We start from the raw sequence: 26,487 nt of genomic DNA, 5'->3' as shown, positions 1-26,487 counted from the left end.
TTATGTCAACTCATTCATATTGGCATTTGATGAAGCATAAAAAACCTGCTGTTATGCATAATGTTATCGACATGGAGAGGGATTTTTTCAGCTAACACGCATGAATCACTTCCTGTTCCTGAAAAAAGATGATTAAATGAAAACTCACTTATTTTGCATAAACATGCAGTGACACGTAAGCACTTACCTCCTCACAGTCTGGCAAGCAGGGTTTTACTTTATGACGACGATTCTCAAGCATCTTCCATCTGGTCAACGTATTGGTATCGCTTTCTCCGGTGGTCTGGACACCAGTGCCGCACTGCTGTGGATGCGAAAAAAAGGCGCGGTCCCGTATGCATACACCGCTAACCTCGGTCAGCCCGATGAAGAAGACTACGATGAAATTCCACGTCGCGCGATGGAATACGGCGCTGAAAATGCACGTCTTATCGATTGCCGTAAGCAGCTCGTGGCAGAAGGCATTGCGGCTATCCAGTGTGGTGCATTCCATAACACTACCGGCGGATTGACCTATTTCAATACCACGCCTCTCGGACGTGCCGTGACTGGCACCATGCTGGTTTCCGCGATGAAAGAAGATGGCGTCAACATCTGGGGCGATGGCAGTACCTATAAAGGAAACGATATTGAACGTTTCTATCGTTACGGCCTGCTGACCAACGCCGAGCTGAAGATTTACAAACCGTGGCTTGATACCGATTTTATCGATGAGCTCGGCGGCCGTCTGGAAATGTCCGAGTTTATGATTGCCTGCGGTTTCGACTACAAAATGTCGGTCGAAAAAGCCTACTCTACCGATTCCAACATGCTGGGCGCGACTCACGAAGCAAAAGATCTGGAATTCCTGAACTCCAGCGTCAAAATCGTGAACCCAATTATGGGCGTCAAGTTCTGGGACGAGAGCGTTAAGATCCCGGCGGAAGAAGTCACTATCCGCTTCGAACAAGGTCATCCGGTGGCGCTGAACGGCAAAACCTTCAATGATGATGTTGAAATGATGCTGGAAGCCAACCGCATTGGCGGCCGTCACGGTCTGGGCATGAGCGATCAGATTGAAAACCGCATCATCGAAGCGAAGAGCCGTGGGATCTATGAAGCACCGGGCATGGCACTGCTGCACATTGCCTATGAACGCCTGCTGACCGGTATTCACAACGAAGATACGATTGAACAGTATCATGCGCACGGTCGTCAGTTAGGTCGTCTGCTGTATCAGGGTCGCTGGTTCGATTCCCAGGCGCTAATGCTGCGTGATGCGCTTCAGCGTTGGGTTGCCAGCGCCATTACCGGCGAAGTCACGCTGGAACTGCGTCGCGGTAACGACTATTCCATCCTGAATACCGTTTCCGACAATCTGACCTATAAAGCAGAACGGCTGACGATGGAAAAAGGCGACTCGGTGTTCTCACCAGACGATCGTATTGGTCAGCTGACCATGCGTAATCTGGATATTACAGACACCCGTGAAAAGTTGCTGGGCTACGCGAAAACCGGACTGCTGTCTGCCTCTTCGGGTAACGGGCTTCCACAGGTAGAGAATCTGGATAGCCAGAGCAAGCAATAAGACCATCACTAAGGCCGGATTTCCGGCCTTTATTATTTTTGTACCGAAAAAAGATTGCCAACTCCCCACTTTTTTCATCCTAAAAGCATGTTTGAGTCTATTTTACCTGTCGGTATCCCTGCTTGTGCATTACCATGTCTTCTATAATTTCTGACGGAAGAAATCGTCATTATTCATGAGGATCTCTATGCACCTTATATCGCCTATTCGCCCCCAGGAGGCAATAAATCGACTCCTTGAGGCACTTGACCCCTTCGCAACGCCAGTTAATACGGTCCCAAGAAAAAAACTGAATTGGCATTACAAAGGCAAACAGCAGCTCTGGCTTTGCAAGGAAGGGGAAATCTCAATCCTTCGCGCATCCGATGGGCTACTGATGATTACGGTCTATGAAGGGCACGTGTTTGGCGTGGCTGAAATTCTGCAGCCAATGCGTGGTCATGTGTTACGCACAGAAACCGAATCTTCGCTTTCACGCATTGATGCCGATGAAGCACTTCGCATTTTCCGGGAACAAAACCTGTGGGAAGATGTCACATCTCTGCTGGCATACCATACTGCGTATCTTGCCTATCGTGATGCTCTGGTTTTACAACAGCGAACCTATGCGGTTATTCGCAACCATCTGATGGAAATGATTCTCCTTCCGGAAGATATGCGAATGAGAATTTCGATTCTCGATTATATACAAGACAGGACACATCTCTCGCGTAGCAGTATTTTGAACGTGTTGTCAGCCCTGAAGAAAGGGAAATACATTCAATTTATTCGTGGTGGATATCTGCAACATATCGAATCTCTCCCAGAGAAATTCTAATCACATAAGGACCTTCGGCCATATAAATAATAGCCGGGGGTTTTTTTACATTTCAAAACATCTGCAAATCTCTCGACAATTAATCGTCTAAAATCCCGCCCATATTTAAATTTAAACTTCTTAAAATTAACATAAAATAAAAATCATCTATATCTTAGCGACCTACGCTATTCATCAACTTTTAAGTTTTTGACTTCAAAATAGGATTAAGGTTCAAAATGAAAAAGACGCTTGTCGCTCTGATTGTTTTAAACGCATGCGCAGTTTCTTCCGCATTCGCAGCTGGTAACGCAAATACCTGGTACGCCGGTGCTAAATTCGGTTGGTCTCATTACGCTGACGTCAGCGGCAACAAAGATTTCAACGACAGCCTGTCAGCTTCCAATGATTTCAACGTTGATCACGACAACGTTGGCGGTGGTGTATTTGGTGGTTACCAGATCACTAACTGGCTGGCAGTTGAAGGTGGTTACGACTACCTGGGCAACATGCAGTTCAACGGTAACAACGGCGTAAACGGCGCTAAAATGAAGAGCCAGGGTCTGCAGCTGTCTCTGAAAACCAGCTACGCTCTGACCGATGACTGGGATCTGTACGGTCGTTTCGGTGCGATGGGTTACCGTGCTGAGACCGACGTTGCCGGTCACAACAAATTCGAAACTGGCGTGCGTCCAGTGGTTGCTGCGGGTACCGAATATGCCTTCACCAAAAACTGGGCTGGCCGTCTGGAATACCAGTGGGTTAGCAACGTTGGCAACTCTAACCAGATCGGTCTGAGCTCAGACGTTCACTCCGTGACCGCTGGCATCGTATATCGCTTCGGCCAGAACGACGACGTAGCACCAGTCGTTGCTCCAGCACCAGCTCCAGAAGTTAAAACCTTCAACCTGAAGTCTGACGTGATGTTCGGTTACGATTCCGCCGCGCTGACTGACGAAGGCAAAGCTGCAATCGACCAGCTGTACAACTCTCCAGAAATGCAGGCTGCTAAAGACAAAAACACCACTGTAATCGGCTACAGCGACCGTACTGGTCAGGCTGAATACAACCAGCAGCTCTCTGCACGTCGTGCGCAGGCCGTTGCTGACCAGCTGGTAGCTGATGGCATGCCTGCTGCAAACATTCAGACCGAAGGCCGTGGCGCCAACGATTCTGTAACCGGTAACTCTTGTGACAACCAGTCCGGCAATGCGCTGATCAACTGCCTGTCCCCAGATCGCCGTGTAGTGGTACAGATCTCCGGTCAGTAAGCTTCACTCGCGATAGCAAACATTTGATTTATTTGCCCGATCATACGTATCGGGCTTTTTTATACCTGAAGGATCACCCATGCGTATGTTTAAGCTAAAAGCGGCTTTGCTGGTTGCCGCACTCGGCACCGCTGCGGCTGCCAATGCATCTATCAATCTCCACGGGGAAGCCGGGGAAGAATTTACTAATCTGTCCGCCAGTTTTGGCGCGAACGATCCGGGTCTGACCTTCAATGGCAACTGGGCCCACAGCGATGACGACGGCGATGTGGCCGGCCTGGGTATGGGCTTCAACCTGCCGTTAGGCCCGGTGCTTTTTACCCTGGGCGGTAAAGCGCTGTACCTGAATCCGAACGACGGGGACGAAGGTTATGCAGTTGCAGTCGGCGGCGGTGCGCAGGTTCCTCTGGGTGACTTCATCACCGTATTTGGTGACTACTACTACTCTCCAGATTCACTCTCAAGCGGCGTGGATGACTACATGGAAGCAAACGCGGGCGTGCGCGTGCGTGTCATTAAATCAGTGAGTATTGAAGGCGGGTATCGCTACATCGATATGGACGGTAAGAACGGAAACCGTGACAACAAATTAGCTGACGGCGCCTACGCCGGTGTTAGCTTCAGCTTCTAAATGATTTCAGAGATTGCCGGCAACCGGCAATCTCCATTTCGTTCGCCTTTCTCAGGCGGTGCCGCTCAGCGGTTTCAGCATCTCATTGATGGCTTTCAATCCCACGACATTCCCTTCTTTACGATAGGTTTCGTTCATCGCGGAAATTTGTTCCAGTTTTGATAATGCAGCAAATACCCGATGAGCATCACTATGCGTATCCAAAACTTCGGATGGACTGACATCATCACCCATATTTGTTTTCAACGAATATTGCAGCTGGCTGAGACGTGTTGCGTTGTCTTTATAACAATCCATCAGCGTAGCGTTATCTGCCGGCGTACTATTTTGTGCATGGACGACAGGCACCGGCATGTCCTGTATTTCTTTCACAGACGTTAAAGATGACGAACTGCTGCACGCGGTCAGCATTAATATTCCCGTCAGGGCCACGATTCTGGATATATTCACGACGTCTTCGTTCCTGCATTTGATGTAAAAATAGACGAAGCCGACTTTAGCTATTATTGGAAGAACCCAACAGGAGAGATTTGTTTATAAAAAAACTAAGGGATTAAAAAGGACAAAAACAAAAAAAGACGTCTTTCGACGTCTCTTTTCTGGAATATTGGTACCGAGGATGGGACTCGAACCCACAAGCCCGTTAGGGCACTACCACCTCAAGGTAGCGTGTCTACCAATTCCACCACCTCGGTACTGAAATACTTAGTGCGGGATATCGCTGCTCGGCTGTGCCGGTGCGGCTGGCTGAGTCTGCTCCGATTTAGGTGCAGTCAGGTTATCCCACTCGCTTCCTTTGTTGGTCTTATTGGTATTGAGGTTACCCAGTACCAGACTGATGATGAAGAACAGCGTCGCCAGAACTCCGGTCATGCGGGTCATGAAATTACCAGAACCACTTGAGCCAAACAGTGTAGCGGATGCGCCTGCTCCGAAGGAGGCTCCCATATCAGCGCCTTTACCCTGCTGCAGCATGATCAGACCAACGAGGCCAATCGCAACAAGAAGGAAAACGACCAGAAGAGCTTCGTACATAATCAACCTGTTCCTTGCGGTACTACCGCATACCAATTGCTTCAACCAAAAGCGGGACGTTTTTAATGTTTCCCACTGAAGCGGGTGTGAATACTAACCAAAGCGAATCGGCTTCGCAAGGGCAATTTTGATGCATTGTATCAAGTGCAGAAAAAAACAGCAAAAACCGAACTACTGCTCAACAAAAAGGCGACAAAAGCCGCCTTTTTAGGCAGTTAACGCGGATTAGACAGCTTTAACCGCGTCGGCAATGCGATTAGCAAATTCATTTACCTGCGCATCGTCTTCACCTTCAACCATCACGCGAATCAGCGGCTCAGTGCCCGATTTACGCAGCAGGACACGGCCACGGCTGCCCAACGCGGCCTCAACTTCTGCCGTTACGCTTTTCACGCTGTCGTGTTCCAGTGGGTTTACGCCACCATCGGTATAGCGGACGTTGACCAGTACCTGCGGGAACATCTTCATACCGCTGCACAAATCCTGAAGGGTCAGGTGATTACGCGCAATCGCCGCCACAACCTGCAACGCCGCCACGATACCGTCACCAGTGGTGGTTTTGTCCAGCAGGATAACGTGGCCGGAGTTTTCTGCCCCGATGCGCCAGCCTTTTTCCTGCATTTTTTCCAGTACATAGCGATCGCCCACTTTCGCGCGGGTAAACGGAATGCCCAGCTGTTTGAGCGCCACTTCCAGACCCATGTTGCTCATCAGCGTCCCAACCGCGCCACCACGTAGCTGGCCCTGACGCAGCCCTTCACGGGCGATGATGTAGAGGATCTGATCGCCGTCGACTTTATTGCCTTCATGGTCAACCATAATCACACGGTCACCGTCGCCGTCAAAAGCGATGCCAAGATGGGCTTTTTCTGCCAGCACGCGCGCCTGCAGCGCACGAACGTCGGTGGCACCAACCTCTTCATTGATGTTCAAGCCGTTCGGTTCGCAGCCGATGGTGATCACCTGTGCGCCGAGCTCACGGAATACGTTCGGTGCGATGTGGTAGGTTGCGCCGTTGGCACAATCGACAACAATTTTCAGCTCGTTAAGGCGCAGCTCATTCGGGAAGGTTGCCTTACAAAACTCGATGTAACGGCCAGCGGCATCAACGATCCGGCTGGCTTTACCCAATTCCGCGGAATCAACGCAGGTGAGTTCTTTTTCCAGTTCCGCTTCAATTGCTTCTTCTACGGAATCCGGCAGCTTGGTGCCGTCGATGGTGAAGAATTTGATGCCGTTGTCGTAGTACGGATTATGGGACGCAGAAATAACAATTCCTGCTTCGGCCCGGAACGTGCGGGTCAGATACGCCACTGCTGGAGTGGGCATTGGACCGGTAAAGGATGCAGAAAGGCCTGCGGCGGCAAGACCGGCTTCGAGCGCGGATTCTAGCATGTAGCCTGAAATGCGGGTATCTTTGCCAATGATGACCTTACGTGAGCCGTGACGAGCCAGTACTTTACCGGCAGCAAAACCGAGCTTCAAAACGAAATCAGGAGTGATCGGAGCATCACCCACGCGACCGCGAATGCCGTCGGTGCCAAAATATTTACGGTTACTCATAGTATTTTTTTTCCCTTGCAGACAGAGTGGCTTCTACCACCCGCATCGCTTCAACTGTCTCTTTCACATCGTGAACGCGAATAATTTTCGCCCCCTGCATCGCGGCAATCACTGCACAGGCCAGGCTGCCATTCAGGCGCTCTGACGGTCCGACATTCAGCAATTGGCCAATCATCACTTTTCGAGACATTCCCACCAACAGCGGCAGGTCATAATGATCAAGCTCTGATAAGCGAGCAAGCAGCGTGTAATTGTGGTTGAGATTTTTACCGAAACCGAATCCCGGGTCGAGCAGCAATTTGTTTTTTGTGATACCAGCAGCCTCGCAGCGTGCGATATGCTCAATAAAGAAGCGATTCACGTCTGCAAACACGTCATCATACTTCGGCGCTTCCTGCATGGTTTTCGGCTCACCTTGCATGTGCATCAGACAGACGGGCAAACCCGTTTCTGCTGCGGCCTCGAGGGCACCGGGCTCGGTCAGAGAGCGGATATCATTGATGATATGCGCCCCAACGCGGGCCGACTCGCGAATGACTTCGGGCTTAGACGTATCTACCGAAATCCACACTTCAAAACGCTGGGCAATCGCTTCTATCACCGGAATAACGCGGGACAACTCTTCATCAACGCTCACCTCTGCCGCACCTGGACGAGTCGATTCGCCGCCCACATCGATAATCGTCGCACCGGCGTTAATCATCAGATTGGCGTGTTTTACCGCCTCGACCAACGTGTTGTGCGTCCCGCCATCAGAAAATGAGTCTGGGGTAACGTTCAGAATGCCCATCACGTGCGGATAAGCGAGATCGAGTGTGGTGCCCTGGGCGAAGAGTTTCATGAAGAATCCCTGGTATTGTGTGTTAGCAAAATAAAAAAACCCCGGAGCAGTCGCCCCAGGGTTTTCAGTTAAAGCAGCGTCATTAACAACGGATAACTTATTTGTCGTCCAGCTGCTCTGACATGGTGTTACCCGGGTTCGGCGTACGCGGTTCATCGACCGGACGCGGAGCACGCGGGGTGCCATTATTGTCAGAATTATTGCTGCTACCGTTGCTGTCTTCCCAACCCGCAGGTGGGCGAACATCACGGCGTGACATGATGTCATCAATCTGCGGCGCATCGATGGTTTCATACTTCATCAACGCGTCTTTCATGGTGTGCAGAATGTCCATGTTCTCATTCAGCAGCTGGCGAGCACGAGCATAGTTACGCTCAATCAACAGCTTCACTTCCTGATCGATGATACGAGCCGTTTCATCGGACATGTGTTTCGCTTTCGCCACTGAGCGGCCCAGGAATACTTCACCCTCTTCTTCCGCGTACAGCAGCGGACCGAGTTTTTCAGAGAAGCCCCACTGGGTCACCATGTTACGGGCGATGGAGGTCGCAACTTTAATATCGTTGGACGCACCGGTCGACACATGTTCTGCACCGTAAATAATTTCTTCAGCCAGACGGCCACCGTACAGCGTAGAGATTTGACTCTCGAGCTTCTGACGGCTGGCGCTGATTGCGTCGCCTTCAGGCAGGAAGAACGTCACACCTAATGCACGACCACGCGGGATAATCGTCACTTTATGGACCGGATCGTGTTCCGGAACCAGGCGACCGATAATAGCGTGACCGGCTTCGTGATATGCCGTGGACTCTTTCTGCGCTTCAGTCATCACCATGGAGCGACGTTCCGCACCCATCATGATCTTGTCTTTCGCTTTCTCGAACTCAACCATCGATACGACACGCTTGTTACCGCGAGCGGCAAACAGAGCGGCTTCGTTGACGAGGTTAGCAAGATCTGCACCGGAGAAGCCAGGTGTACCACGCGCGATGATTGCCGCGTCGATATCTGGAGCCAGCGGTACGCGACGCATATGCACTTTCAGGATTTGCTCACGGCCACGTACGTCTGGCAGACCAACAACAACCTGACGGTCGAAACGGCCTGGACGCAGCAGCGCTGGGTCAAGTACGTCTGGACGGTTCGTTGCGGCGATAACGATGATGCCTTCATTACCTTCAAAGCCATCCATCTCAACCAGCATCTGGTTCAGCGTCTGTTCACGTTCATCATGACCACCGCCCAGACCTGCGCCACGCTGGCGGCCTACGGCGTCGATTTCATCGATGAAGATGATGCAAGGTGCTGCCTTTTTAGCCTGCTCGAACATGTCACGCACACGAGATGCACCGACACCCACGAACATTTCTACGAAGTCAGAACCTGAAATTGTGAAGAAAGGCACTTTCGCTTCACCGGCGATTGCTTTCGCCAGCAGCGTTTTACCGGTACCCGGCGGGCCCACCATCAGAACGCCTTTTGGAATTTTACCGCCCAGTTTCTGGAAACGGCTTGGCTCACGCAGGTATTCAACCAGTTCGGCCACTTCCTCTTTCGCTTCGTCACAACCTGCAACGTCAGCAAAAGTGGTCTTGATCTGATCTTCCGTTAGCATGCGCGCTTTGCTTTTACCAAACGACATGGCGCCTTTACCGCCGCCGCCCTGCATCTGTCGCATGAAGAAGATCCAGACACCAATCAGCAGAAGCATTGGGAACCAGGAAATGAAGATTGAAGCCAGCAGGCTTGGTTCTTCAGGCGGTTCGCCCACTACTTTCACGTTCTTGGTCAGCAGGTTATCAAGCAGTTTAGGATCGTTAACCGGAATGTAAGTCGTGTAACGGTTACTATCTTTCTTGGTAACGTTGATCTCACGTCCGTTGATACGCGCTTCGCGAACCTGGTCCTGATTGACCTCTTGCAGGAAGGTAGAGTAATCCACCTTACGGCCATTTGACTCGCTGGGCCCAAAGCTCTGGAACACTGACATCAGTACGACTGCGATGACCAGCCAGAGTATTAGGTTTTTCGCCATGTCACTCAAGGGATTAACCTCTTATTACAACTGTGTTAATAACAGCGTCAGGTTACTATACATCCGACACATTTCAAACCGCCACCGAAGCGGCAAAGGCTTAAAACGGTCGGGTTATGGTTTTCGCCCGGTCGCTACAATGTACACTTCACGCGAACGTGCACGCGAAGAGTCCGGCTTACGAACTTTAACTTTCGTAAACAGGGAGCGAATTTCCTTAAGGTACTCCTCGAAACCTTCGCCCTGAAACACCTTCACTAAAAAACTACCGCCCGGTGCCAATACATCACGACACATCTCAAGCGCCAGTTCTACCAGATACATGGCACGGGGAATATCCACCGCTGGTGTTCCGCACATGTTTGGAGCCATATCGGACATGACAACCTGGACTTTACTGTCACCTACACGTTCAAGTAATGCTTTCATGACTAATTCATCACGAAAATCGCCTTGAAGGAAGTCCACACCAACAATTGGATCCATCGGTAAAAGATCGCAAGCGATGATGCGGCCGCTGCCCCCGATTTGTGTCACTGCGTATTGTGACCATCCGCCGGGCGCTGCACCGAGATCGACAACCGTCATTCCCGGCTTAAAAAGTTTGTCACTTTGCTGTATTTCATCAAGTTTAAACCAGGCACGGGAACGTAACCCCTTTTTCTGTGCCTGAAGAACATATTTATCGCTAAAGTGTTCCTGGAGCCAACGGCTGGAGCTGGCAGAACGCTTTTTACCTGTCATTTAACATTCCCATCGGGGCAGACCATCATAGTCGGCTGCATAAATTTTAACGGCCGATTTGGCGATAGTTGAGAGATGGCGGTAGAATGAACCGTTTTCAATCCCAACGTAAGCAAAAATATACGATGAATCTGAGTACTAAACAAAAACAGCACCTGAAAGGTCTGGCACATCCGCTCAAGCCGGTAGTTATGCTTGGCAACAATGGTTTGACCGAAGGGGTACTGGCCGAGATCGAACAAGCATTGAACCACCACGAACTCATCAAGGTAAAAATCGCCTCGGAAGATCGCGAGACTAAAGTCCTTATCGTGGAAGCTATCGTTCGCGAAACCGGCGCCTGTAATGTACAGGTCATCGGTAAAATGCTGGTTCTGTATCGCCCAACAGCAGAGCGTAAAATCTCGCTGCCACGTTAAGAGTAACCTGAATTGAACACATTTGATGTGTAAAACGAGGGGTTTCCGCGGGCAGGTGAGCAAAATGCCACGCTCTTAACGTTGATAAAAGGCCGCTATGCGGCCTTTTTCTTATCTTTACATTGTGTCAACAATGGGGATTACAGGTAATCCACTTTGATAATTTCGTATTCCACTTCGCCGCCAGGCGTTTGGATAGTCACCACATCGTCTGGCTCTTTGCCAATCAGGCCACGGGCGATTGGGGAATTTACGGAGATGAGGTTCTGCTTAAAATCAGCTTCGTCATCACCGACAATGCGCCAGCTCGTCTCTTCGTCGTTATCCAGATTCAACACCTGTACCGTCGCACCAAAAATGACGCGGCCAGTTTTCGGCATTTTGCTGATATCGATAACCTGAGCGTTCGAGAGTTTCGCTTCAATATCTTTGATGCGACCTTCGCAGAAGCCCTGCTGCTCACGAGCGGCGTGGTATTCCGCGTTCTCTTTCAGATCGCCATGCTCACGAGCATCGGCAATCGCCGCAATGATTTCAGGGCGACGAACGGATTTCAGGTACTCCAGTTCTTCGCGCAGTTTTTCGGCACCACGTAAGGTCATCGGAATAGCTTGCATGAGTTATACCTCTTTCATCATTCTTTCAGGCACAGCAAGCGCTGTAGCCCTGCACTTCCTTCCGCATCCCATCAGGGAGCCAGAAGTTAAGCAAAAAGAAAACTGACCCGGAACAAAAATTCCAGGCCAGCGGCAATTTTTCTGTTTGATGCGTATTTTACCCTGAAGTTCACCATGGGTCATCGTTTACTTTACAGGGCGTTGCGCCGTAGTATGGCGTTTTGATTCCAGGTTGTTAGCGCGAGATTATGCGATTTTCCAGATTTATCATCGGATTGACCACCAGTTTAGCCTTTAGCGTCCAGGCCGCGAACGTAGACGAGTATGTCACCCAGCTCCCGGCGGGTGCCAATCTGGCCCTTATGGCTCAGAAAATCGGCGCTAAGGCACCTGACATAGACTATCACAGCCAGCAGATGGCGTTGCCGGCAAGTACCCAGAAAGTGATCACTGCCCTGGCGGCATTGCTCCAGCTGGGCCCCGATTTTCGCTTTACCACTACTCTGGAGAGTAAGGGTAGCGTTGATAATGGAATTTTGAAGGGTGACCTTGTTGCGCGATTTGGCGGCGATCCGACGCTAAAACGTCAGGATATTCGCAATATGGTTGCGGTACTGAAAAAATCAGGCGTGCAACAAATCGATGGCAATGTGCTGATCGACACCTCCATTTTTGCCAGCCATGACAAAGCGCCTGGCTGGCCATGGAACGATCTGACGCAATGTTTCAGCGCCCCGCCTGCCGCCGCAATTATTGACCGCAACTGCTTCTCGGTTTCGCTTTATAGCGCGCAAAAGCCCGGTGATTTAGCGTTCATTCGCGTTGCGTCTTACTATCCGGTCACTATGTTCAGCCAGGTACGCACATTACAACGCGGCTCAGGCGAAGCGCAGTATTGCGAGCTGGACGTCGTTCCTGGCGATCTGAACCGCTTTACGCTCACCGGCTGCCTGCCGCAGCGTGCGGATCCGTTGCCGCTCGCCTTCGCCATTCAGGACGGCGCCAGCTACGCAGGTGCGATTATCAAAGACGAACTGAAGCAAGCGGGTATCACTTATACCGGCACGCTGCTGCGCCAGACGCTGACCAACGAGCCTGGGACCGTCATTGCCAGCAAACAGTCAGCGCCGCTGCACGATTTGCTGAAAATCATGCTAAAAAAATCAGACAACATGATTGCTGACACCGTCTTCCGTTCCATTGGCCATGCACGTTTTGGCGTGCCGGGTACCTGGCGTGCAGGTTCCGATGCCGTGCGTCAGATCCTGCGCCAGCAAGCGGGCATCGATTTAGGTAACACGATTATTGCCGATGGCTCCGGCCTGTCGCGTCATAACCTGATTGCGCCTGCCACCATGATGCAGGTACTGCAATACATCGCGCAGCACGATACCGAACTCAATTTCATCTCTATGCTGCCGTTGGCAGGCTATGACGGCTCTCTACAGTACCGTGCGGGTCTGCATCAGGCGGGCGTAGACGGAAAGGTCTCGGCGAAGACGGGCTCATTGCAGGGCGTGTATAACCTCGCAGGCTTCATTACCACCGCCAGCGGACAACGCATGGCGTTCGTGCAGTATCTGTCAGGTTATGCAGTAGAACCGGCCGATCAGCGTAACCGTCGAATACCGCTGGTTCGCTTCGAAAGCCGATTGTATAAAGATATTTATCAGAACAACTAGAAACGACAAAGGCTCCCAATGGGAGCCTTTTTACTAACAGGAGAGCAGTGACTTATTTCTGGTAGATGAATTCTACGCCTTCTTCATCGTCTTCATCCCAGTCGTCCCAATCTTCATCGTCTTCGACTTCAGTCTCTTCGAGCTGCTGGCGATGATAATCATCCCACATAAACTCGACTTTCTCTGGCTGCTTCTCTTCTTCGGCTTTCGCCACCGGGTTTTCAATGATGAAGGTCATCACGTCCCAGCAAAGATCTTTCACGCCCTGCTGGCTGGCGGCAGAAATCAGGTAGAACTTATCTTCCCAACCCAGCGCTTCAGCGATCGCTTTGGCTTTCTCTTCCGCCGCGTCTTTGTCCATCAGGTCGATTTTGTTGAACACTAACCAGCGTGGTTTTGCTGCCAGCTTCTCGCTGTATTTTTCCAGCTCACCAACGATGATACGTGCGTTTTCAACCGGATCGGAACCATCTATCGGTTCGAGGTCGATGAGATGCAGCAGAACGCGGCAGCGCTCGAGGTGTTTGAGGAAGCGAATGCCTAAACCTGCACCTTCCGCAGCGCCTTCAATCAGGCCCGGAATATCGGCAACAACGAAGCTTTTCTCGTTATCCATACGCACCACGCCGAGGCTTGGCACCAGAGTGGTAAACGGATAGTCAGCCACTTTCGGCTTCGCCGCAGAAACAGCACGGATGAAGGTTGATTTACCGGCATTCGGCATACCCAGCATCCCGACATCAGCCAACAGCATCAGCTCCAGCTGCAGGTCGCGTTTGTCGCCCGGCGTACCCATTGTCTTCTGACGTGGGGAACGGTTAACGGAGGATTTAAAGCGGGTGTTACCCAGACCGTGCCAACCGCCTTTACCCACCATCAGACGCTGACCGTGAGTGGTCATGTCACCCATGGTTTCGCCAGTGCCCTGATCGATAACACGCGTACCAACCGGCACTTTGACAGTGACGTCTTTACCACGTTTACCCGTACAGTCACGGCTCTGGCCATTCTGTCCACGCTCGGCGCGGAAAGCTTTCTCAAAGCGATAGTCGATCAGGGTGTTAAGGTTCTCATCCGCTTCCAGCCAGACATCCCCACCGTCTCCACCGTCGCCGCCGTCTGGGCCGCCACGTGGAATATATTTTTCACGGCGGAAGCTGACGCAACCGTTGCCGCCATCCCCTGCCACAACCAGGATCGTTGCTTCATCAACAAACTTCATTTTACTCTCCGTAAATCATTCGCCTGAGCGGGGTAGCGTTACAACCGCTTCACGCTGACGCCACCGTCCCCATAGACGATGACCAATGGCGGAATACATCGCGCCCGCAACCACGACAAACGCACCGAGATAACCTATAAGGTTCAGTATCGGTCTGGCGAAGAAATCGGGCCAGGCTATTGATAATAAATCTGAAAATAACAGCGTGAACAGGGGAGTCAGCGTAATTAACGCGCTCACCTGTGCCGCCTGCCAGCGCGCCATGGCTTCCGCCAGCGCACCGTAACCCACCAGGGTGTTTAGCCCGCAGAAAATCAGGCAGGCAAGTTGCCATTCGCTCAGCTGGGAAATGACGCCCGGCTTCGCCAACGGCAGCAATGCTATCGTACATAAAGTGTACAGCAAAAACAGGATCTGCTGTGAGGCCAATCGTCGCAATAACACCTTTTGTGCGACGCCATAACTCACCCAGACCGTTGCTGCCCCGACGCCAAATATGACGCCCCAGGTGTAATCCGTCAGGCGAGTAAAGATTTCCACCAGACTGGTGTTAAAGAACATCACCAGACCGCAGAGCAGCATTATCGCACCAACCACCTGTGTCCCGCGCATCTTCTCTTTGAGGATAACGACGCTGGCAATCATCATGCCTACGGGTGACAGCTGTCCTATCACCTGCGAAGCGGTAGGACTTAAATACTGCAGGGACGAACTGAACAGAATAAAGTTTCCGAACAACCCACCGGTAGCAATGGCGAGCAGCACCAGCCAGCGTGGCTTACGGAAAAGCTGCAGCGGTGGCAGCTTGCCTTTTATGGCGAGAATCGAGCCAAGGCCGATACTTGCCATCAGAAAGCGGTAGAACACGATAGTCGGAGGCTCCATCACCTCCAGCACCTGCTTCATTGCAATTGGCAACGCACCCCAACATATTGCGGTGGTGAGCGCCAAAAGAATACCAATGCCCGCCTGCTGTTTCATGCCCGTTTATCCCTGTACGAAATTTACCGGACTTCTAATGTAAAAAGCCCCGCAACACGTTGCGGGGCTTTCATCCGTCACCGGACCGAAAAACTTACTCAGCAACGATGCTGATGTATTTACGGTTGTTCGGGCCTTTAACTTCGAATTTCACTTTACCGTCTGCTTTAGCAAACAGAGTGTGGTCACGGCCACAACCAACGTTGTTACCAGCGTGGAATTTAGTACCACGTTGACGAACGATGATGCTACCTGCCAGAACCGCTTCGCCGCCAAAGCGTTTTACGCCCAGACGTTTAGCTTCTGAATCGCGACCATTTCGAGTTGAGCCGCCAGCCTTTTTATGTGCCATTTAATCTACTCCTCAGGTCTTAGGCGCTGATGCCAGTAATTTTCACATCAGTGAACCACTGACGATGGCCTTGCTGCTTACGGTAGTGCTTACGACGACGAAACTTAACAATCTTAATTTTCTCGCCACGACCGTGTGCAACAACTTCAGCTTTGATTACGCCGCCATCAACGAAAGGAACGCCGATTTTGACTTCTTCACCGTTTGCGATCATCAGCACTTCAGCGAACTCAACAGCTTCGCCGGTTGCGATGTCCAGCTTTTCCAGGCGAATGGTCTGACCTTCGCTTACTCGGTGTTGTTTACCACCACTTTGGAAAACCGCGTACATATAAAACTCCGCTTCCGCGCACATCTTCGTGTGATTCAGAGTGCGCTATAAATATTCACAATAGGGCGCGAATATTACGCAAAAGGTGAGCCTTTGACAAGTGGGATCATCAATCAATGCAGAAAAAAAACACAACGCACACGGTGACGTTTATCTGCGTCGTTTTTTCAGTACAATCAGGGCTACAATAATAACCCAGACTCTTCGTTATCCCTTATGGATAAGCGGTAAACAGGACATAAAGCCCGGCTTTTGCGATGAATTTAGAAAAAATCAATGAGTTAACCGCGCAAGATATGGCGGGTGTCAATGCGGCAATCCTTGAGCAACTCGATTCTGACGTCCAACTGATCAATCAGTTAGGGTATTACATCGTCAGCGGAGGCGGAAAACGCATTCGTCCAATGATCGCGGTACTGGCAGCGCGAGCTGTCGGCTATCAGGGGAACGCTCACGTCACAATCGCAGCGCTAATTGAGTTTATTCACACAGCGACGTTGCTACATGACGACGTAGTGGATGAATCCGACATGCGCCGAGGCAAAGCCACGGCCAACGCCGCATTTGGTAACGCAGCCAGCGTGCTGGTAGGCGACTTTATCTATACTCGCGCGTTCCAGATGATGACCAGTTTGGGGTCGCTCAAAATTCTTGAGGTGATGTCCTCGGCGGTAAACGTCATTGCGGAAGGTGAAGTTCTGCAGTTAATGAACGTCAACGACCCGAATATCACCGAAGAAAACTACATGCGCGTGATTTACAGCAAAACGGCGCGCCTGTTTGAAGCGGCTTCACAGTGCTCCGGCCTGCTGGCTGGCTGTTCTGATGAGCAGGAAAAAGGTCTTCAGGATTATGGGCGCTACCTTGGAACCGCGTTCCAGCTGATTGACGATCTCCTCGACTACAGCGCCGACGGTGAAACGCTTGGTAAAAACGTGGGCGACGACCTGAACGAAGGCAAACCGACGCTGCCTCTACTGCACGCCATGCGTAACGGTACGCCAGAACAGGCGGCGATGATTCGCCAGGCCATTGAGGATGGCAACGGTCGGCATTTACTGGAACCCGTTCTCGAAGCAATGGCCGCCAGTGGATCGTTGGAATGGACCCGTCAGCGTGCCGAAGAAGAAGCCGATAAGGCAATCCAGTCTCTGCAATGCCTGCCTGATACTCCTTGGCGCGAAGCGCTCATCGCCCTCGCCCATATTGCTGTTCAGCGCGATCACTGATGACTTTCCCGCGCACCGCGCGGGTAAAGTTCTTACAAAGCTATCCCCTACCCCACCATCTTGATTTAATCCGAATATTACTTCCTCTTACTTGAACTTTTTAGAACTTAACCACTTTCGGCGTTATAGTAAGCCCGCCACCAGGCGAAGGTGGTTTGTTTATCAACAGGGAGAAAGTATGGATAAATTTATCGACTGGCATCCTGCAGATATCATTGCCGGATTGCGCAAACAAGGAACATCACTGGCAGCAGAGTCCCGTAAAAACGGACTTAGCTCGTCGACGCTGGCAAATGCCCTCACCCGGCCCTGGCCAAAGGGGGAAGCCATCATTGCGGCGGCGTTAGGCACCAAACCGTGGATTATCTGGCCTTCGCGCTACCACGATAGAATCACGCATGAATTTATCGACAGAACGCAGCAGATAAGACAACCGAAGAAGAAGTAAAACCGATAAGCACCCCCGAGTCATGCTGACGAGGGGATGCCTTAGCAGGAAGCGAAATTATTCGCCTTTGATACGTTCGATGGTGGCGCCCAGCCCACGAAGTTTGTCTTCGATACGCTCGTAACCACGGTCAATGTGGTAAATACGTTCCACGATAGTGGTACCTTCCGCGATACAACCCGCCAGCACGAGGCTTGCAGACGCACGCAGATCAGTCGCCATGACCTGTGCACCGGACAGTTTCTCAACGCCGTGACAAATCGCTGTGTTGCTTTCGATTTCAGCATGCGCGCCCATACGGATCAGTTCCGGCAGGTGCATGAAGCGGTTTTCGAAAATGGTTTCGGTCACAACACCGGTACCTTCAGCCACCAGGTTCAGCAGTGTGAACTGGGCCTGCATGTCCGTCGGGAAGCCCGGATGCGGCGCAGTACGCACGTTTACGGCCTTCGGACGTTTACCGTGCATATCGAGGCTAATCCAGTCTTCACCAACTTCAATATCCGCCCCGGCTTCACGCAGTTTTGCCAGCACCGCATCCAGCGTATCGGGCTGTGCGTCGCGACAAACAATTTTTCCGCCTGAAATAGCCGCAGCCACGAGGAAAGTACCGGTTTCGATACGGTCAGGCAGAACGCTGTAAACGCCGCCACCCAGACGCTTAACGCCTTCGATGGTGATGCGATCGCTACCCTGGCCGGTGATTTTCGCACCCAGAGCATTGAGGAAGTTGGCGGTATCAACGATTTCCGGCTCACGCGCGGCGTTCTCGATGACAGTCGTGCCTTCAGCAAGCGTTGCGGCGCTCATGATGGTCACAGTGGCGCCGACGCTCACTTTGTCCATCACGATGTGTGCGCCTTTAAGACGGCCTTTTACAGAAGCTTTGACGTAACCTTCTTCCAGTTTGATCTCTGCACCCAGCTGCTCAAGGCCGGTGATATGCAAGTCAACAGGACGCGCACCGATCGCGCAGCCGCCAGGCAAAGAAACCTGACCCTGACCAAAACGTGCCACCAGCGGACCCAGTGCCCAAATAGACGCGCGCATGGTTTTCACCAGCTCGTAAGGGGCGCAGAACACGTTAACGCCGCTGGCATCAATCCACACGGAACCGTTACGCTCAACTTTGGTTCCCAGCTGGCTCAGCAGCTTCATGGTGGTATCGATGTCTTTCAGCTGCGGTACGTTTTTAATCTCAACCGGCTCTTCGGCCAGCAGTGCTGCGAAAAGGATCGGCAGTGCCGCATTTTTGGCACCGGAGATGCTCACTTCGCCCTGGAGACGTGAAGGCCCCTGTACACGAAATTTATCCATTCGTTCAAATCTCTTTTAAAATTCACCTGTGTAACGGGCGGTTACCCGTTACTTAAAAACCGTTAAGTTTGCGATCGCGTGCCCACTCATCTGGGGTATACGCCTTGATCGACAGGGCATGAATGCGGTTATCAGCAATATATTCCATCAGTGGAGCATAGACGGACTGCTGTTTTTTCACCCGACTCATTCCCTCAAACAGTTCGCCCACGGCAATAACCTGAAAGTGACTGCCATCGCCAGAGACGTGGACTTCCTGAAGGGAGAGTGCGTTCATAAGCACTGTCTGAATTTCATGATTTTCCATGGGATAATTTCATCTGATAGTGAAAACAGCCCAACATCTTAGAGGAAAGTGCCGCTGTCTTAAACAAGCAAAAAGCCCCGACGCACAAAACGTAGAGGCTTTTAAGAGTAATACATTGAATAATTTAGGGGATCAGATCGGGCGGCAGATTATAAAGTTGAACAAGGGTGTTCATCTTTTCGCTTTTCCCCACGATGCTGACCGCAGAACCCTGCTGGCGAACCTGGGCAACCAGATGCATCAGCAGCGCCACACCGGCGGTATCCACGCGGGTTATTTCGCTCAGGTCGATGGTATCGACGCCCTGCATGACCTCTTTGCGCGCGTCCCAGAGGGGAACCAGAAAATCCTGATCTAATTCCCCCTGCAATAACAGTCGTCCTCCTTCACGCGTCCAGCGCAATGAGTCGGCCATTATTTTTTCTGATCCAGCGTAATAGGCTGTTTAGAAATTGCCTGCAGCTGTGCGGTCAGACCATCGATACCTTTGGTACGCAGCAGATCGCTCCACTCATTTTGTTTGGTGGTAATCATGCTGATGCCTTCAGCAATCATATCAAACGCCTGCCAGTTGCCCGTTTGGGTATTTTTACGCCACTGGAAGTCGAGACGAACCGGTGGACGACCGTTCGGGTCAACGATAGTGACGCGAATAGGCAGAATGGTGGCATCACCCAGCGGTTTCTCTGGGGCAATCTGATAGGTCTGGCCATGGTACATCGCCAGCGCCTGGCCGTATGCCTGCTTGAGATATTCATGGAATGCGGCAAAGTAAGCTTCACGCTGTGCCGGGGTTGCATCACGGTAGTAGCGACCTAAAACCAGCGCACCCGCGTATTTCACCTGCACATATGGCAGCAACTCCTGATCGACAATCTGACGCAGATAGTCAGGATTGGAACGAATCTGCGGCTGTTCATTTTTGAGGCGGGTAAAGGTTTTTTGAGCCGCCTCGTTCATCAGGGTATACGGGTTGGACTGATCCGCCGCCGTGGCCGCCGTCAGTGGGGCAATGACCAGCATGGCAACCATAAGTAAGCGTTTAAACATGGGTTAATTCTCCTGAGATTAGTGCGTCGTTGCAGCAGGCGCCGTAGCGTCAGTATGGCCTTCCGCCGGGCTTTGCGCTTCGTCTGAATTCTTATTTTCCCCGCCTTTGTTGCTATAAAGGAACTGACCAATCAGGTCCTCAAGCACAAGCGCGGATTTCGTATCCTGAATCGTGCTGCCTTCTTTAAGCATCGCGGTGCCCATTTCCGGGTCATCAAAACCCACGTTCAGCGCGAGATACTGCTCGCCCAGCAGGCCGGAGGTGCGGATAGCCAGCGAACTGGTATCCGGGATCTGGTTGTACTGCTCTTCGATATCCAGCGTCACACGCGGAAGATAGGTCTTCGGATCCAGCGTAATATCAGCCACACGTCCAATCACCACCCCGCCGATACGGACTGGAGAGCGGGTTTTGAGGCCACCGATATTATCGAAGGTGGCATAAACCTGGTAGGTCGGTTCCGTACGTAGAGAGGTGACGTCCGCGGCTTTCAGGCACACGAACAGTGCCGCCAGAAAAGCCACCAGAATGAAAATACCTACCCAGATTTCACTTTTTTTCGTTTGCATGAACTCAATTCCCAAACATCAGTGCAGTCAGCACAAAATCCAGCCCCAGTACCGCCAACGACGAATGCACCACGGTGCGCGTCGTTGCACGGCTGATCCCTGCGGAAGTGGGGATCGCATCGTAACCATTGAACAATGCAATCCACGTCACCGTAATGGCAAACACCACGCTTTTAATCACGCAGTTCACCAAGTCCGTACGCCAGTCAACGGCGTTTTGCATCGCCGACCAGAAGAAGCCTGCATCAATCCCTTTCCAGCTCACGCCGACAAGCGATCCGCCCCAGATACCGACGGCGACAAAAATAATCGTCAGCAACGGCAGCGAAATGACGCCCGCCCAGAACCGTGGCGCAATGACGCGACGCAGCGGGTCGACCGCCATCATTTCCATACTGGAAAGCTGCTCAGTCGCACGCATCAGGCCAATTTCGGCGGTCAGCGCAGAACCGGCGCGCCCGGCAAAGAGCAGTGCGGCCACGACGGGCCCCAATTCACGCAGCAGCGATAACGCCACGAGCATACCGAGACTGGTTTCCGCACTGTAGGTGGTCAGCACCAGATAGCCTTGTAAGCCCAGCACCATCCCAATAAACACGCCCGAGACGAGGATTATCAGCATCGACAGCACGCCCACGCTATAAAGCTGGCGGATTAATAAAGGCGCATGTTTACGGAACTTAGGCTTGCCAACCACCGCATTGAACAACATTAACCCGGCACGTCCGAAGGTCGAGATCGTCTTAATCCCTCGATGCCCGAGCGCAGCCAGTGCATTTAACAGCATGAGCAACTAACTCCCTGTTCCGAATAAATCGTGATGGTAATCGCCCGCCGGATAGCGGAACGGCACCGGGCCGTCAGCAATGCCGTCCAGGAACTGGCGCACGCGCGGGTCACTGTTTTCCTGTAGCGACTGCGCGCTACCATGAGCAACAATTTTTCGATCCGCTACGATATACGCATAGTCGGCGATACTCAGCACTTCCGGGACGTCGTGCGAAACCACAATGCAGGTGACACCCAGCGAACTGTTGAGCTCAGAAATGAGCTTGACCAGCACACCCATGGTGATCGGATCCTGGCCCACGAAGGGCTCATCGAACATGATCAAATCTGGCTCGAGGGCGATAGCTCGCGCCAGTGCGGCGCGGCGTGCCATCCCGCCGGACAGCTCAGAAGGCATCAGTTTAGCAGCCCCGCGCAAACCCACCGCTTCCAGTTTCATCATCACCGTGCTTTTCAGCAGCGGCGCAGGCAGGCGCGTGTGTTCACGCAGCGGATAGGCAACGTTATCGAAAACGTTCAGGTCGGTGAACAGCGCACCCGACTGGAATAGCATGCTCATGCGCTTACGCACGGCGTATAGTCGTGAGCGAGACATTTTTGGTACATCTTCGCCATCGAACAGGATCTCACCGCTGTCAGGCGGGATTTGTCCGCCGATTAAACGCAGCAGCGTGGTCTTGCCGATCCCTGACGGTCCCATGATGGCCGTGATTTTACCGCGTGGCACCGACAGCGAGATGTTGTCGAAGATACTTCGGGAGCCACGCGTGAAGCTCACGCCGCGAACATCGACTAAATTATCCAGTGTCTGGTTCATAGGTTTATCCCTGGAAAAACCTCTTCAGGTTAAGCATGGCGCGATTTGACGCCCCTAACCCATCATTTTTACAGAATCTTACCTGCCAGAGTTAGCGAAAGCAGGCATTTGTTTTACTTTTTCAACGCATAAAGTCAAAATTAAGAATTCGTCCGCGCCGTGCAGGTGCTGCAAAGCGGCTGACGATTATACCTGAAGAAAGGACTTTAGATGCTTTTAGCGACGGCTCTGTTAATAATTGGTTTACTCCTGGTGGTCTACAGTGCCGATCGTCTCGTTTTTGCCGCCTCGATTCTCTGCCGCAGCATCAACATCCCGCCGCTGATCATTGGCATGACGGTCGTCAGCGTGGGCACCTCGCTTCCAGAGATAATCGTTTCCGTCACCGCATCTTTTCACGGGCAAATTGATCTCGCCATTGGCACGGCGATCGGCTCAAACATCATTAACATCTTGCTGATCCTGGGCCTGGCCGCATTACTGCATTCGTTTACCGTCCATTCCGATATCCTGCGTCGGGAATTGCCGCTAATGTTAGTCGTGAGCCTACTTGCGGGTTTTGTGCTGTATGATGGGCAGTTAACACGGGTAGATGGCTTATTTCTGTTCGCACTGGCTGTGCTGTGGCTGTTTTATATTGTTAAAATCGCCCGCCTGGCGGAACGGCAAGGAAATGACAGCCTGACGCGTGAACAATTGGCAGAATTGCCCCGCGAAGGGACGCTGCCCGTCGCTTGTTTATGGCTCGGTGTCGCCTTAATCATTATGCCTATGGCCACGCGCATGGTGGTGGATAACGCCACCGTGCTGGCAAACTACTTCGCGATGAGCGAACTGACCATCGGCCTGACGGTAATTGCCATTGGCACCAGTCTGCCAGAGCTTGCCACCGCCATCGCCGGGGCACGTAAAGGAGAGGATGATATCGCCATTGGCAATATCATAGGCTCCAACATTTTCAATATCGCCATCGTGATGGGTATTCCTGCGCTGGTCGCGCCGGGGCCGTTTAATCCGCTGGCGTTTAGTCGTGATTACGGTGTGATGGTGCTGGTCAGCATGATTTTTGCCCTGCTGTGCTGGCGCCGTAAACCACAAATTGGCAAAGGTGCCGGGGCAATACTGACCGGGTGCTTTCTTGTTTGGCTGGCGTTCCTTTGGTGGGGCACGCCGTTTTTCGCAGAGTGAATCGGGATAACATTATGTCGCAAATAGATTTGCAGCCGGGTTTTGACTTTCAGCAGGCAGGCCTCGACGTGCTGGAGATTGAACGTGAAGGTCTGGCGCAGCTCGATCAGTTTATCAATCAGGATTTCGCCCTCGCCTGCGAAAAAATAGCCTACTGCGGCGGTAAAGTCGTGGTGATGGGCATGGGTAAATCCGGGCATATTGGCCGCAAAATGGCGGCAACGTTTGCCAGCACCGGCACGCCGTCGTTCTTTGTTCATCCGGGTGAAGCCGCTCACGGCGATCTCGGTATGGTCTCGCCGCAGGATGTGGTCATCGCGTTATCCAACTCCGGTGAGTCTAACGAAATTCTGGCGCTGATCCCGGTGCTTAAACGCCTGCATGTCCCCCTCATCTGCATCACCAGTCGCCCGGAAAGCAGCATGGGCAAGGCTGCGGATATCCATCTGTGCGTCAGCGTGCCAAAAGAAGCGTGTCCGTTGGGACTCGCGCCGACGTCGAGCACCACGGCGGCCCTGGTCATGGGCGATGCGCTGGCGGTTGCGCTGCTTAAAGCGCGTGGCTTTACTGCCGAAGATTTTGCCCTTTCGCATCCGGGTGGTGCGCTGGGCCGTAAGCTGCTGCTGCGCGTGAACGACATCATGCACACCGGCAATGAAATCCCGCACGTCAGTCCTGATGCCTCCCTGCGCGACGCGCTGCTGGAGATCACACGCAAAAATCTGGGTCTGACGGTTATCTGCGACGACCAGATGAAAATCGAAGGCATTTTCACCGATGGTGACCTGCGTCGCGTGTTTGATATGGGCGTTGACGTTCGCGAAATGAGCATCGCGGATGTCATGACCCGCGGCGGTATTCGTGTCCGTCCAGGGATTCTGGCCGTTGATGCACTGAATCTAATGCAGTCTCGTCATATCACCTGCGTCATGGTTGCCGATGGCGACCATCTGCTGGGTGTGATACATATGCATGATCTCCTGCGCGCTGGCGTAGTGTAAGTAAGGAAAAAACAATGAGTAATGCTGGCGCGTCGGTAACGACCTGCTATGGACCCGTCAGTTCATCGGTCATGGAGAAAGCGCAGAAAATTCGTCTGCTGATCCTTGATGTAGACGGCGTGCTGTCTGATGGACTGATATACATGGGCAATAACGGCGAAGAACTGAAAGCCTTCAACGTGCGCGATGGCTACGGCATTCGCTGCGCGCTGACGTCAGGCATAGAAGTTGCAATCATCACCGGACGAAAAGCTAAACTGGTAGAAGACCGCTGCAAAACGCTGGGAATTACCCACCTGTGGCAAGGACAGTCCGATAAGCTGATTGCTTATCGAGAGTTACTGGAAACTCTGTCCCTGCGTCCGGATGAAGTCGCCTACGTCGGTGATGACCTCATCGACTGGCCGGTGATGGCCGACGTGGGTCTGAGCGTTGCCGTGGCAGATGCCCATCCTCTGCTGCCCCCTCGCGCGGATTATGTCACCCGGATTGACGGTGGACGCGGTGCGGTACGAGAAGTGTGCGATTTATTGCTGCTGGCTCAGGGCAAGCTGGATGAAGCCAAAGGGCAATCAATATGAGTAAAACCAGACGTTGGGTTATCATTCTGCTTTCGCTGCTGGCGCTGGTGCTTATCGGCTTCAATCTTGTGGATAAAGATGCCCCTGGCCCGGCGGTCGTCAACAATAACGACCCAACATATAAAAGTGAGCATACCGACTCCGTGGTCTACAACCCTGAAGGGGCGTTGACCTACCGGTTGATTTCAGAGCATGTCGAGTATTTCTCCGAGCAGGCCGTTTCGTGGTTCACCCGACCGGTTCTGACCACTTTTGATGTCAATAAAGTGCCGACCTGGTCTATCAAGGCTGACAAGGCCAAACTGACCAATGATCGTATGCTGTATTTGTACGGTCACGTTGAGATCAACGCCCTGACGGACGACTCTCAACTGCGCAAAGTTACGACGGATAACGCCATTGTGAATCTGGTGACTCAGGACGTGAGTTCAGACGATTTGGTGACGTTGTACGGTACAACATTTAATTCCAGCGGCCTCAAAATGCGCGGCAATTTACGCAGCAAAAACGCCGAGCTGATTGAAAAGGTGAGAACCTCCTATGAAATTCAGAAATAATAAATTCAGCTTTAAGCTTGCCCTTGCCAGCGTGTTGCTGGCTTCCAGCCTGCCTGCGCTGGCCTTAACGGGTGATACCGATCAGCCGATCCACATTGAATCCGATCAGCAGTCTCTGGACATGCAGGGGAACGTCGCGACGTTTACCGGCAACGTTATCGTCACCCAGGGCACCATCAAAATTAATGCCGACAAAGTGGTGGTCACCCGCCCAGCCGGTGTTAAAGGCAAAGAGACGATGGACGGCTACGGTAATCCGGCGACGTTTTACCAGATGCAGGACAACGGCAAACCGGTTAACGGCCATGCGTCGAAAATGCACTACGAAGTGGCTAACGATCTTGTCGTGCTGACCGGTAATGCGTATCTCGAGCAGGTCGACAGCAACATTAAAGGCGACAAGATTACCTATCTGGTGAAAGAGCAGAAAATGCAGGCGTATAGCGAAAAAGGTAAACGCGTGACGACGGTTCTGGTGCCATCGCAACTGCAGGATAAGAGCAACAACACCAAACCGGCTCAGCCTAAAAAGAGTAACTAATACGT

Annotated in this window: 32 protein-coding genes and 1 tRNA gene; 14 read left to right on the top strand and 19 right to left on the bottom strand. The window is 52.2% G+C overall.

The window, feature by feature from the left end:
• The first annotated feature begins 220 nt into the window (after nucleotides 1–220).
• The 4 genes from argG to A8O29_RS03245 all read left to right on the top strand — a co-directional run bounded on the left by argG (nucleotide 221) and on the right by A8O29_RS03245 (nucleotide 4,265).
• A complete protein-coding gene (gene argG, locus A8O29_RS03260) occupies nucleotides 221–1,567 on the top strand; it encodes an argininosuccinate synthase (RefSeq protein WP_125352441.1) in 1,347 nt (448 codons plus the stop codon).
• A gap of 187 nt (nucleotides 1,568–1,754) precedes the next feature.
• Nucleotides 1,755–2,384, top strand: a complete 630-nt coding sequence (locus A8O29_RS03255; protein WP_110510646.1) for a winged helix-turn-helix transcriptional regulator — start codon at nucleotides 1,755–1,757, stop codon at nucleotides 2,382–2,384.
• Nucleotides 2,385–2,602: 218 nt separating this feature from the next.
• Nucleotides 2,603–3,634 (top strand): porin OmpA, encoded by a 1,032-nt coding sequence (gene ompA, locus A8O29_RS03250; protein WP_125352443.1) that lies wholly within the window; start codon nucleotides 2,603–2,605, stop codon nucleotides 3,632–3,634.
• 79 nt (nucleotides 3,635–3,713) lie between these two features.
• On the top strand, nucleotides 3,714–4,265 hold the full coding sequence (locus A8O29_RS03245; RefSeq protein ID WP_125352445.1) for a YfaZ family outer membrane protein: 552 nt from the start codon (nucleotides 3,714–3,716) through the stop codon (nucleotides 4,263–4,265).
• Nucleotides 4,266–4,316: 51 nt separating this feature from the next.
• Here the strand turns inward: A8O29_RS03245 and A8O29_RS03240 are convergent, their stop codons facing one another.
• On the bottom strand, nucleotides 4,317–4,619 hold the full coding sequence (locus A8O29_RS03240; RefSeq protein ID WP_110510559.1) for a hypothetical protein: 303 nt from the start codon (nucleotides 4,617–4,619) through the stop codon (nucleotides 4,317–4,319).
• On the opposite strand from A8O29_RS03240, the gene A8O29_RS22850 reads away from it, so the two are divergent.
• Nucleotides 4,618–4,743, top strand: coding sequence for a hypothetical protein (locus A8O29_RS22850; protein WP_258167247.1), 126 nt, complete (start codon nucleotides 4,618–4,620; stop codon nucleotides 4,741–4,743). The two genes, A8O29_RS03240 and A8O29_RS22850, sit on opposite strands and share 2 nt — an antisense overlap.
• A 130-nt stretch (nucleotides 4,744–4,873) precedes the next feature.
• On the opposite strand, the gene A8O29_RS03235 is transcribed toward A8O29_RS22850, so the two are convergent.
• The 6 genes from A8O29_RS03235 to rlmE form a co-directional block, all read right to left on the bottom strand.
• Nucleotides 4,874–4,960 (bottom strand) — tRNA-Leu (locus A8O29_RS03235).
• Between the two features lie 10 nt (nucleotides 4,961–4,970).
• Nucleotides 4,971–5,300, bottom strand: a complete 330-nt coding sequence (gene secG / locus A8O29_RS03230; protein WP_110510560.1) for a preprotein translocase subunit SecG — start codon at nucleotides 5,298–5,300, stop codon at nucleotides 4,971–4,973.
• Between the two features lie 225 nt (nucleotides 5,301–5,525).
• A complete protein-coding gene (glmM, locus tag A8O29_RS03225) occupies nucleotides 5,526–6,863 on the bottom strand; it encodes a phosphoglucosamine mutase (RefSeq protein WP_125352447.1) in 1,338 nt (445 codons plus the stop codon).
• Entirely contained in the window at nucleotides 6,856–7,704 is an 849-nt protein-coding gene (gene folP / locus A8O29_RS03220) for a dihydropteroate synthase (RefSeq protein WP_125352449.1), read from the bottom strand. Before folP ends, glmM begins: the two co-directional genes overlap by 8 nt.
• Nucleotides 7,705–7,801: 97 nt before the next feature.
• On the bottom strand, nucleotides 7,802–9,739 hold the full coding sequence (gene ftsH, locus A8O29_RS03215) for an ATP-dependent zinc metalloprotease FtsH (protein ID WP_125352451.1): 1,938 nt from the start codon (nucleotides 9,737–9,739) through the stop codon (nucleotides 7,802–7,804).
• A gap of 114 nt (nucleotides 9,740–9,853) precedes the next feature.
• Complete coding sequence (gene rlmE, locus A8O29_RS03210; RefSeq protein ID WP_110510564.1) at nucleotides 9,854–10,483, bottom strand: 23S rRNA (uridine(2552)-2'-O)-methyltransferase RlmE; 630 nt, start codon at nucleotides 10,481–10,483, stop codon at nucleotides 9,854–9,856.
• Between the two features lie 125 nt (nucleotides 10,484–10,608).
• Between rlmE and yhbY the strand changes: the two genes are divergently transcribed.
• On the top strand, nucleotides 10,609–10,902 hold the full coding sequence (gene yhbY / locus A8O29_RS03205; protein WP_110510565.1) for a ribosome assembly RNA-binding protein YhbY: 294 nt from the start codon (nucleotides 10,609–10,611) through the stop codon (nucleotides 10,900–10,902).
• 140 nt (nucleotides 10,903–11,042) lie between these two features.
• Here the strand turns inward: yhbY and greA are convergent, their stop codons facing one another.
• On the bottom strand, nucleotides 11,043–11,519 hold the full coding sequence (gene greA / locus A8O29_RS03200; protein ID WP_110510566.1) for a transcription elongation factor GreA: 477 nt from the start codon (nucleotides 11,517–11,519) through the stop codon (nucleotides 11,043–11,045).
• Nucleotides 11,520–11,767: 248 nt separating this feature from the next.
• Between greA and dacB the strand changes: the two genes are divergently transcribed.
• Nucleotides 11,768–13,201, top strand: a complete 1,434-nt coding sequence (gene dacB / locus A8O29_RS03195) for a serine-type D-Ala-D-Ala carboxypeptidase (RefSeq protein WP_110510567.1) — start codon at nucleotides 11,768–11,770, stop codon at nucleotides 13,199–13,201.
• Nucleotides 13,202–13,253: 52 nt separating this feature from the next.
• Here dacB and cgtA read toward each other — a convergent pair whose 3' ends face one another.
• From cgtA to rplU, 4 genes are all read right to left on the bottom strand, one after another.
• Entirely contained in the window at nucleotides 13,254–14,423 is a 1,170-nt protein-coding gene (gene cgtA, locus A8O29_RS03190) for an Obg family GTPase CgtA (RefSeq protein WP_110510568.1), read from the bottom strand.
• A 15-nt stretch (nucleotides 14,424–14,438) separates the two neighbouring features.
• Nucleotides 14,439–15,404, bottom strand: a complete 966-nt coding sequence (locus A8O29_RS03185) for a DMT family transporter (RefSeq protein WP_125352453.1) — start codon at nucleotides 15,402–15,404, stop codon at nucleotides 14,439–14,441.
• Between the two features lie 94 nt (nucleotides 15,405–15,498).
• Nucleotides 15,499–15,756, bottom strand: coding sequence for a 50S ribosomal protein L27 (gene rpmA, locus A8O29_RS03180; RefSeq protein ID WP_110510570.1), 258 nt, complete (start codon nucleotides 15,754–15,756; stop codon nucleotides 15,499–15,501).
• A 19-nt stretch (nucleotides 15,757–15,775) separates the two neighbouring features.
• Nucleotides 15,776–16,087 carry a 50S ribosomal protein L21 gene (rplU, locus tag A8O29_RS03175; RefSeq protein WP_110510647.1) on the bottom strand — a complete coding sequence of 104 codons (312 nt, stop codon included), beginning with the start codon at nucleotides 16,085–16,087 and terminating at the stop codon, nucleotides 15,776–15,778.
• 257 nt (nucleotides 16,088–16,344) lie between these two features.
• Between rplU and ispB the strand changes: the two genes are divergently transcribed.
• Both ispB and sfsB read left to right on the top strand, forming a co-directional pair.
• Entirely contained in the window at nucleotides 16,345–17,316 is a 972-nt protein-coding gene (gene ispB, locus A8O29_RS03170) for an octaprenyl diphosphate synthase (RefSeq protein ID WP_110510571.1), read from the top strand.
• Between the two features lie 178 nt (nucleotides 17,317–17,494).
• A complete protein-coding gene (sfsB, locus tag A8O29_RS03165; RefSeq protein WP_125352455.1) occupies nucleotides 17,495–17,764 on the top strand; it encodes a DNA-binding transcriptional regulator SfsB in 270 nt (89 codons plus the stop codon).
• 57 nt (nucleotides 17,765–17,821) lie between these two features.
• On the opposite strand, the gene murA is transcribed toward sfsB, so the two are convergent.
• From murA to mlaF, 7 genes are all read right to left on the bottom strand, one after another.
• On the bottom strand, nucleotides 17,822–19,081 hold the full coding sequence (murA, locus tag A8O29_RS03160; protein WP_125352457.1) for a UDP-N-acetylglucosamine 1-carboxyvinyltransferase: 1,260 nt from the start codon (nucleotides 19,079–19,081) through the stop codon (nucleotides 17,822–17,824).
• Nucleotides 19,082–19,133: 52 nt separating this feature from the next.
• Entirely contained in the window at nucleotides 19,134–19,388 is a 255-nt protein-coding gene (gene ibaG / locus A8O29_RS03155; protein ID WP_110510574.1) for a BolA family iron metabolism protein IbaG, read from the bottom strand.
• A gap of 124 nt (nucleotides 19,389–19,512) precedes the next feature.
• On the bottom strand, nucleotides 19,513–19,803 hold the full coding sequence (gene mlaB, locus A8O29_RS03150; protein ID WP_125352459.1) for a lipid asymmetry maintenance protein MlaB: 291 nt from the start codon (nucleotides 19,801–19,803) through the stop codon (nucleotides 19,513–19,515).
• A complete protein-coding gene (mlaC, locus tag A8O29_RS03145; protein WP_125352461.1) occupies nucleotides 19,803–20,438 on the bottom strand; it encodes a phospholipid-binding protein MlaC in 636 nt (211 codons plus the stop codon). The genes mlaB and mlaC overlap by 1 nt, the downstream gene beginning before the upstream one ends.
• An 18-nt stretch (nucleotides 20,439–20,456) precedes the next feature.
• The gene (mlaD, locus tag A8O29_RS03140; RefSeq protein WP_110510649.1) at nucleotides 20,457–21,008 is read right to left on the bottom strand and encodes an outer membrane lipid asymmetry maintenance protein MlaD; all 552 of its coding nucleotides are present in this window, start codon (nucleotides 21,006–21,008) and stop codon (nucleotides 20,457–20,459) included.
• Nucleotides 21,009–21,012: 4 nt separating this feature from the next.
• Complete coding sequence (gene mlaE / locus A8O29_RS03135; RefSeq protein WP_125352465.1) at nucleotides 21,013–21,795, bottom strand: lipid asymmetry maintenance ABC transporter permease subunit MlaE; 783 nt, start codon at nucleotides 21,793–21,795, stop codon at nucleotides 21,013–21,015.
• A 6-nt stretch (nucleotides 21,796–21,801) separates the two neighbouring features.
• Complete coding sequence (mlaF, locus tag A8O29_RS03130; protein ID WP_125352467.1) at nucleotides 21,802–22,614, bottom strand: phospholipid ABC transporter ATP-binding protein MlaF; 813 nt, start codon at nucleotides 22,612–22,614, stop codon at nucleotides 21,802–21,804.
• Between the two features lie 210 nt (nucleotides 22,615–22,824).
• Between mlaF and A8O29_RS03125 the strand changes: the two genes are divergently transcribed.
• Genes A8O29_RS03125 through lptA form a run of 5 tightly spaced genes read left to right on the top strand, consistent with a single transcriptional unit; the run spans nucleotide 22,825 to nucleotide 26,482 of the window.
• Complete coding sequence (locus tag A8O29_RS03125; protein ID WP_125352469.1) at nucleotides 22,825–23,802, top strand: calcium/sodium antiporter; 978 nt, start codon at nucleotides 22,825–22,827, stop codon at nucleotides 23,800–23,802.
• 14 nt (nucleotides 23,803–23,816) lie between these two features.
• On the top strand, nucleotides 23,817–24,803 hold the full coding sequence (kdsD, locus tag A8O29_RS03120) for an arabinose-5-phosphate isomerase KdsD (RefSeq protein WP_125352471.1): 987 nt from the start codon (nucleotides 23,817–23,819) through the stop codon (nucleotides 24,801–24,803).
• Between the two features lie 14 nt (nucleotides 24,804–24,817).
• Complete coding sequence (gene kdsC / locus A8O29_RS03115; protein WP_125352473.1) at nucleotides 24,818–25,384, top strand: 3-deoxy-manno-octulosonate-8-phosphatase KdsC; 567 nt, start codon at nucleotides 24,818–24,820, stop codon at nucleotides 25,382–25,384.
• Entirely contained in the window at nucleotides 25,381–25,941 is a 561-nt protein-coding gene (lptC, locus tag A8O29_RS03110; RefSeq protein WP_110510581.1) for an LPS export ABC transporter periplasmic protein LptC, read from the top strand. The genes kdsC and lptC overlap by 4 nt, the downstream gene beginning before the upstream one ends.
• Nucleotides 25,925–26,482, top strand: coding sequence for a lipopolysaccharide ABC transporter substrate-binding protein LptA (gene lptA / locus A8O29_RS03105; RefSeq protein WP_110510582.1), 558 nt, complete (start codon nucleotides 25,925–25,927; stop codon nucleotides 26,480–26,482). The genes lptC and lptA overlap by 17 nt, the downstream gene beginning before the upstream one ends.
• The last annotated feature ends 5 nt before the right edge of the window (nucleotides 26,483–26,487 follow it).

Source organism: Scandinavium goeteborgense (assembly GCF_003935895.2).
Taxonomy (GTDB): domain Bacteria; phylum Pseudomonadota; class Gammaproteobacteria; order Enterobacterales; family Enterobacteriaceae; genus Scandinavium; species Scandinavium goeteborgense.
This window is presented reverse-complemented; position numbering and strand designations above follow the sequence as displayed.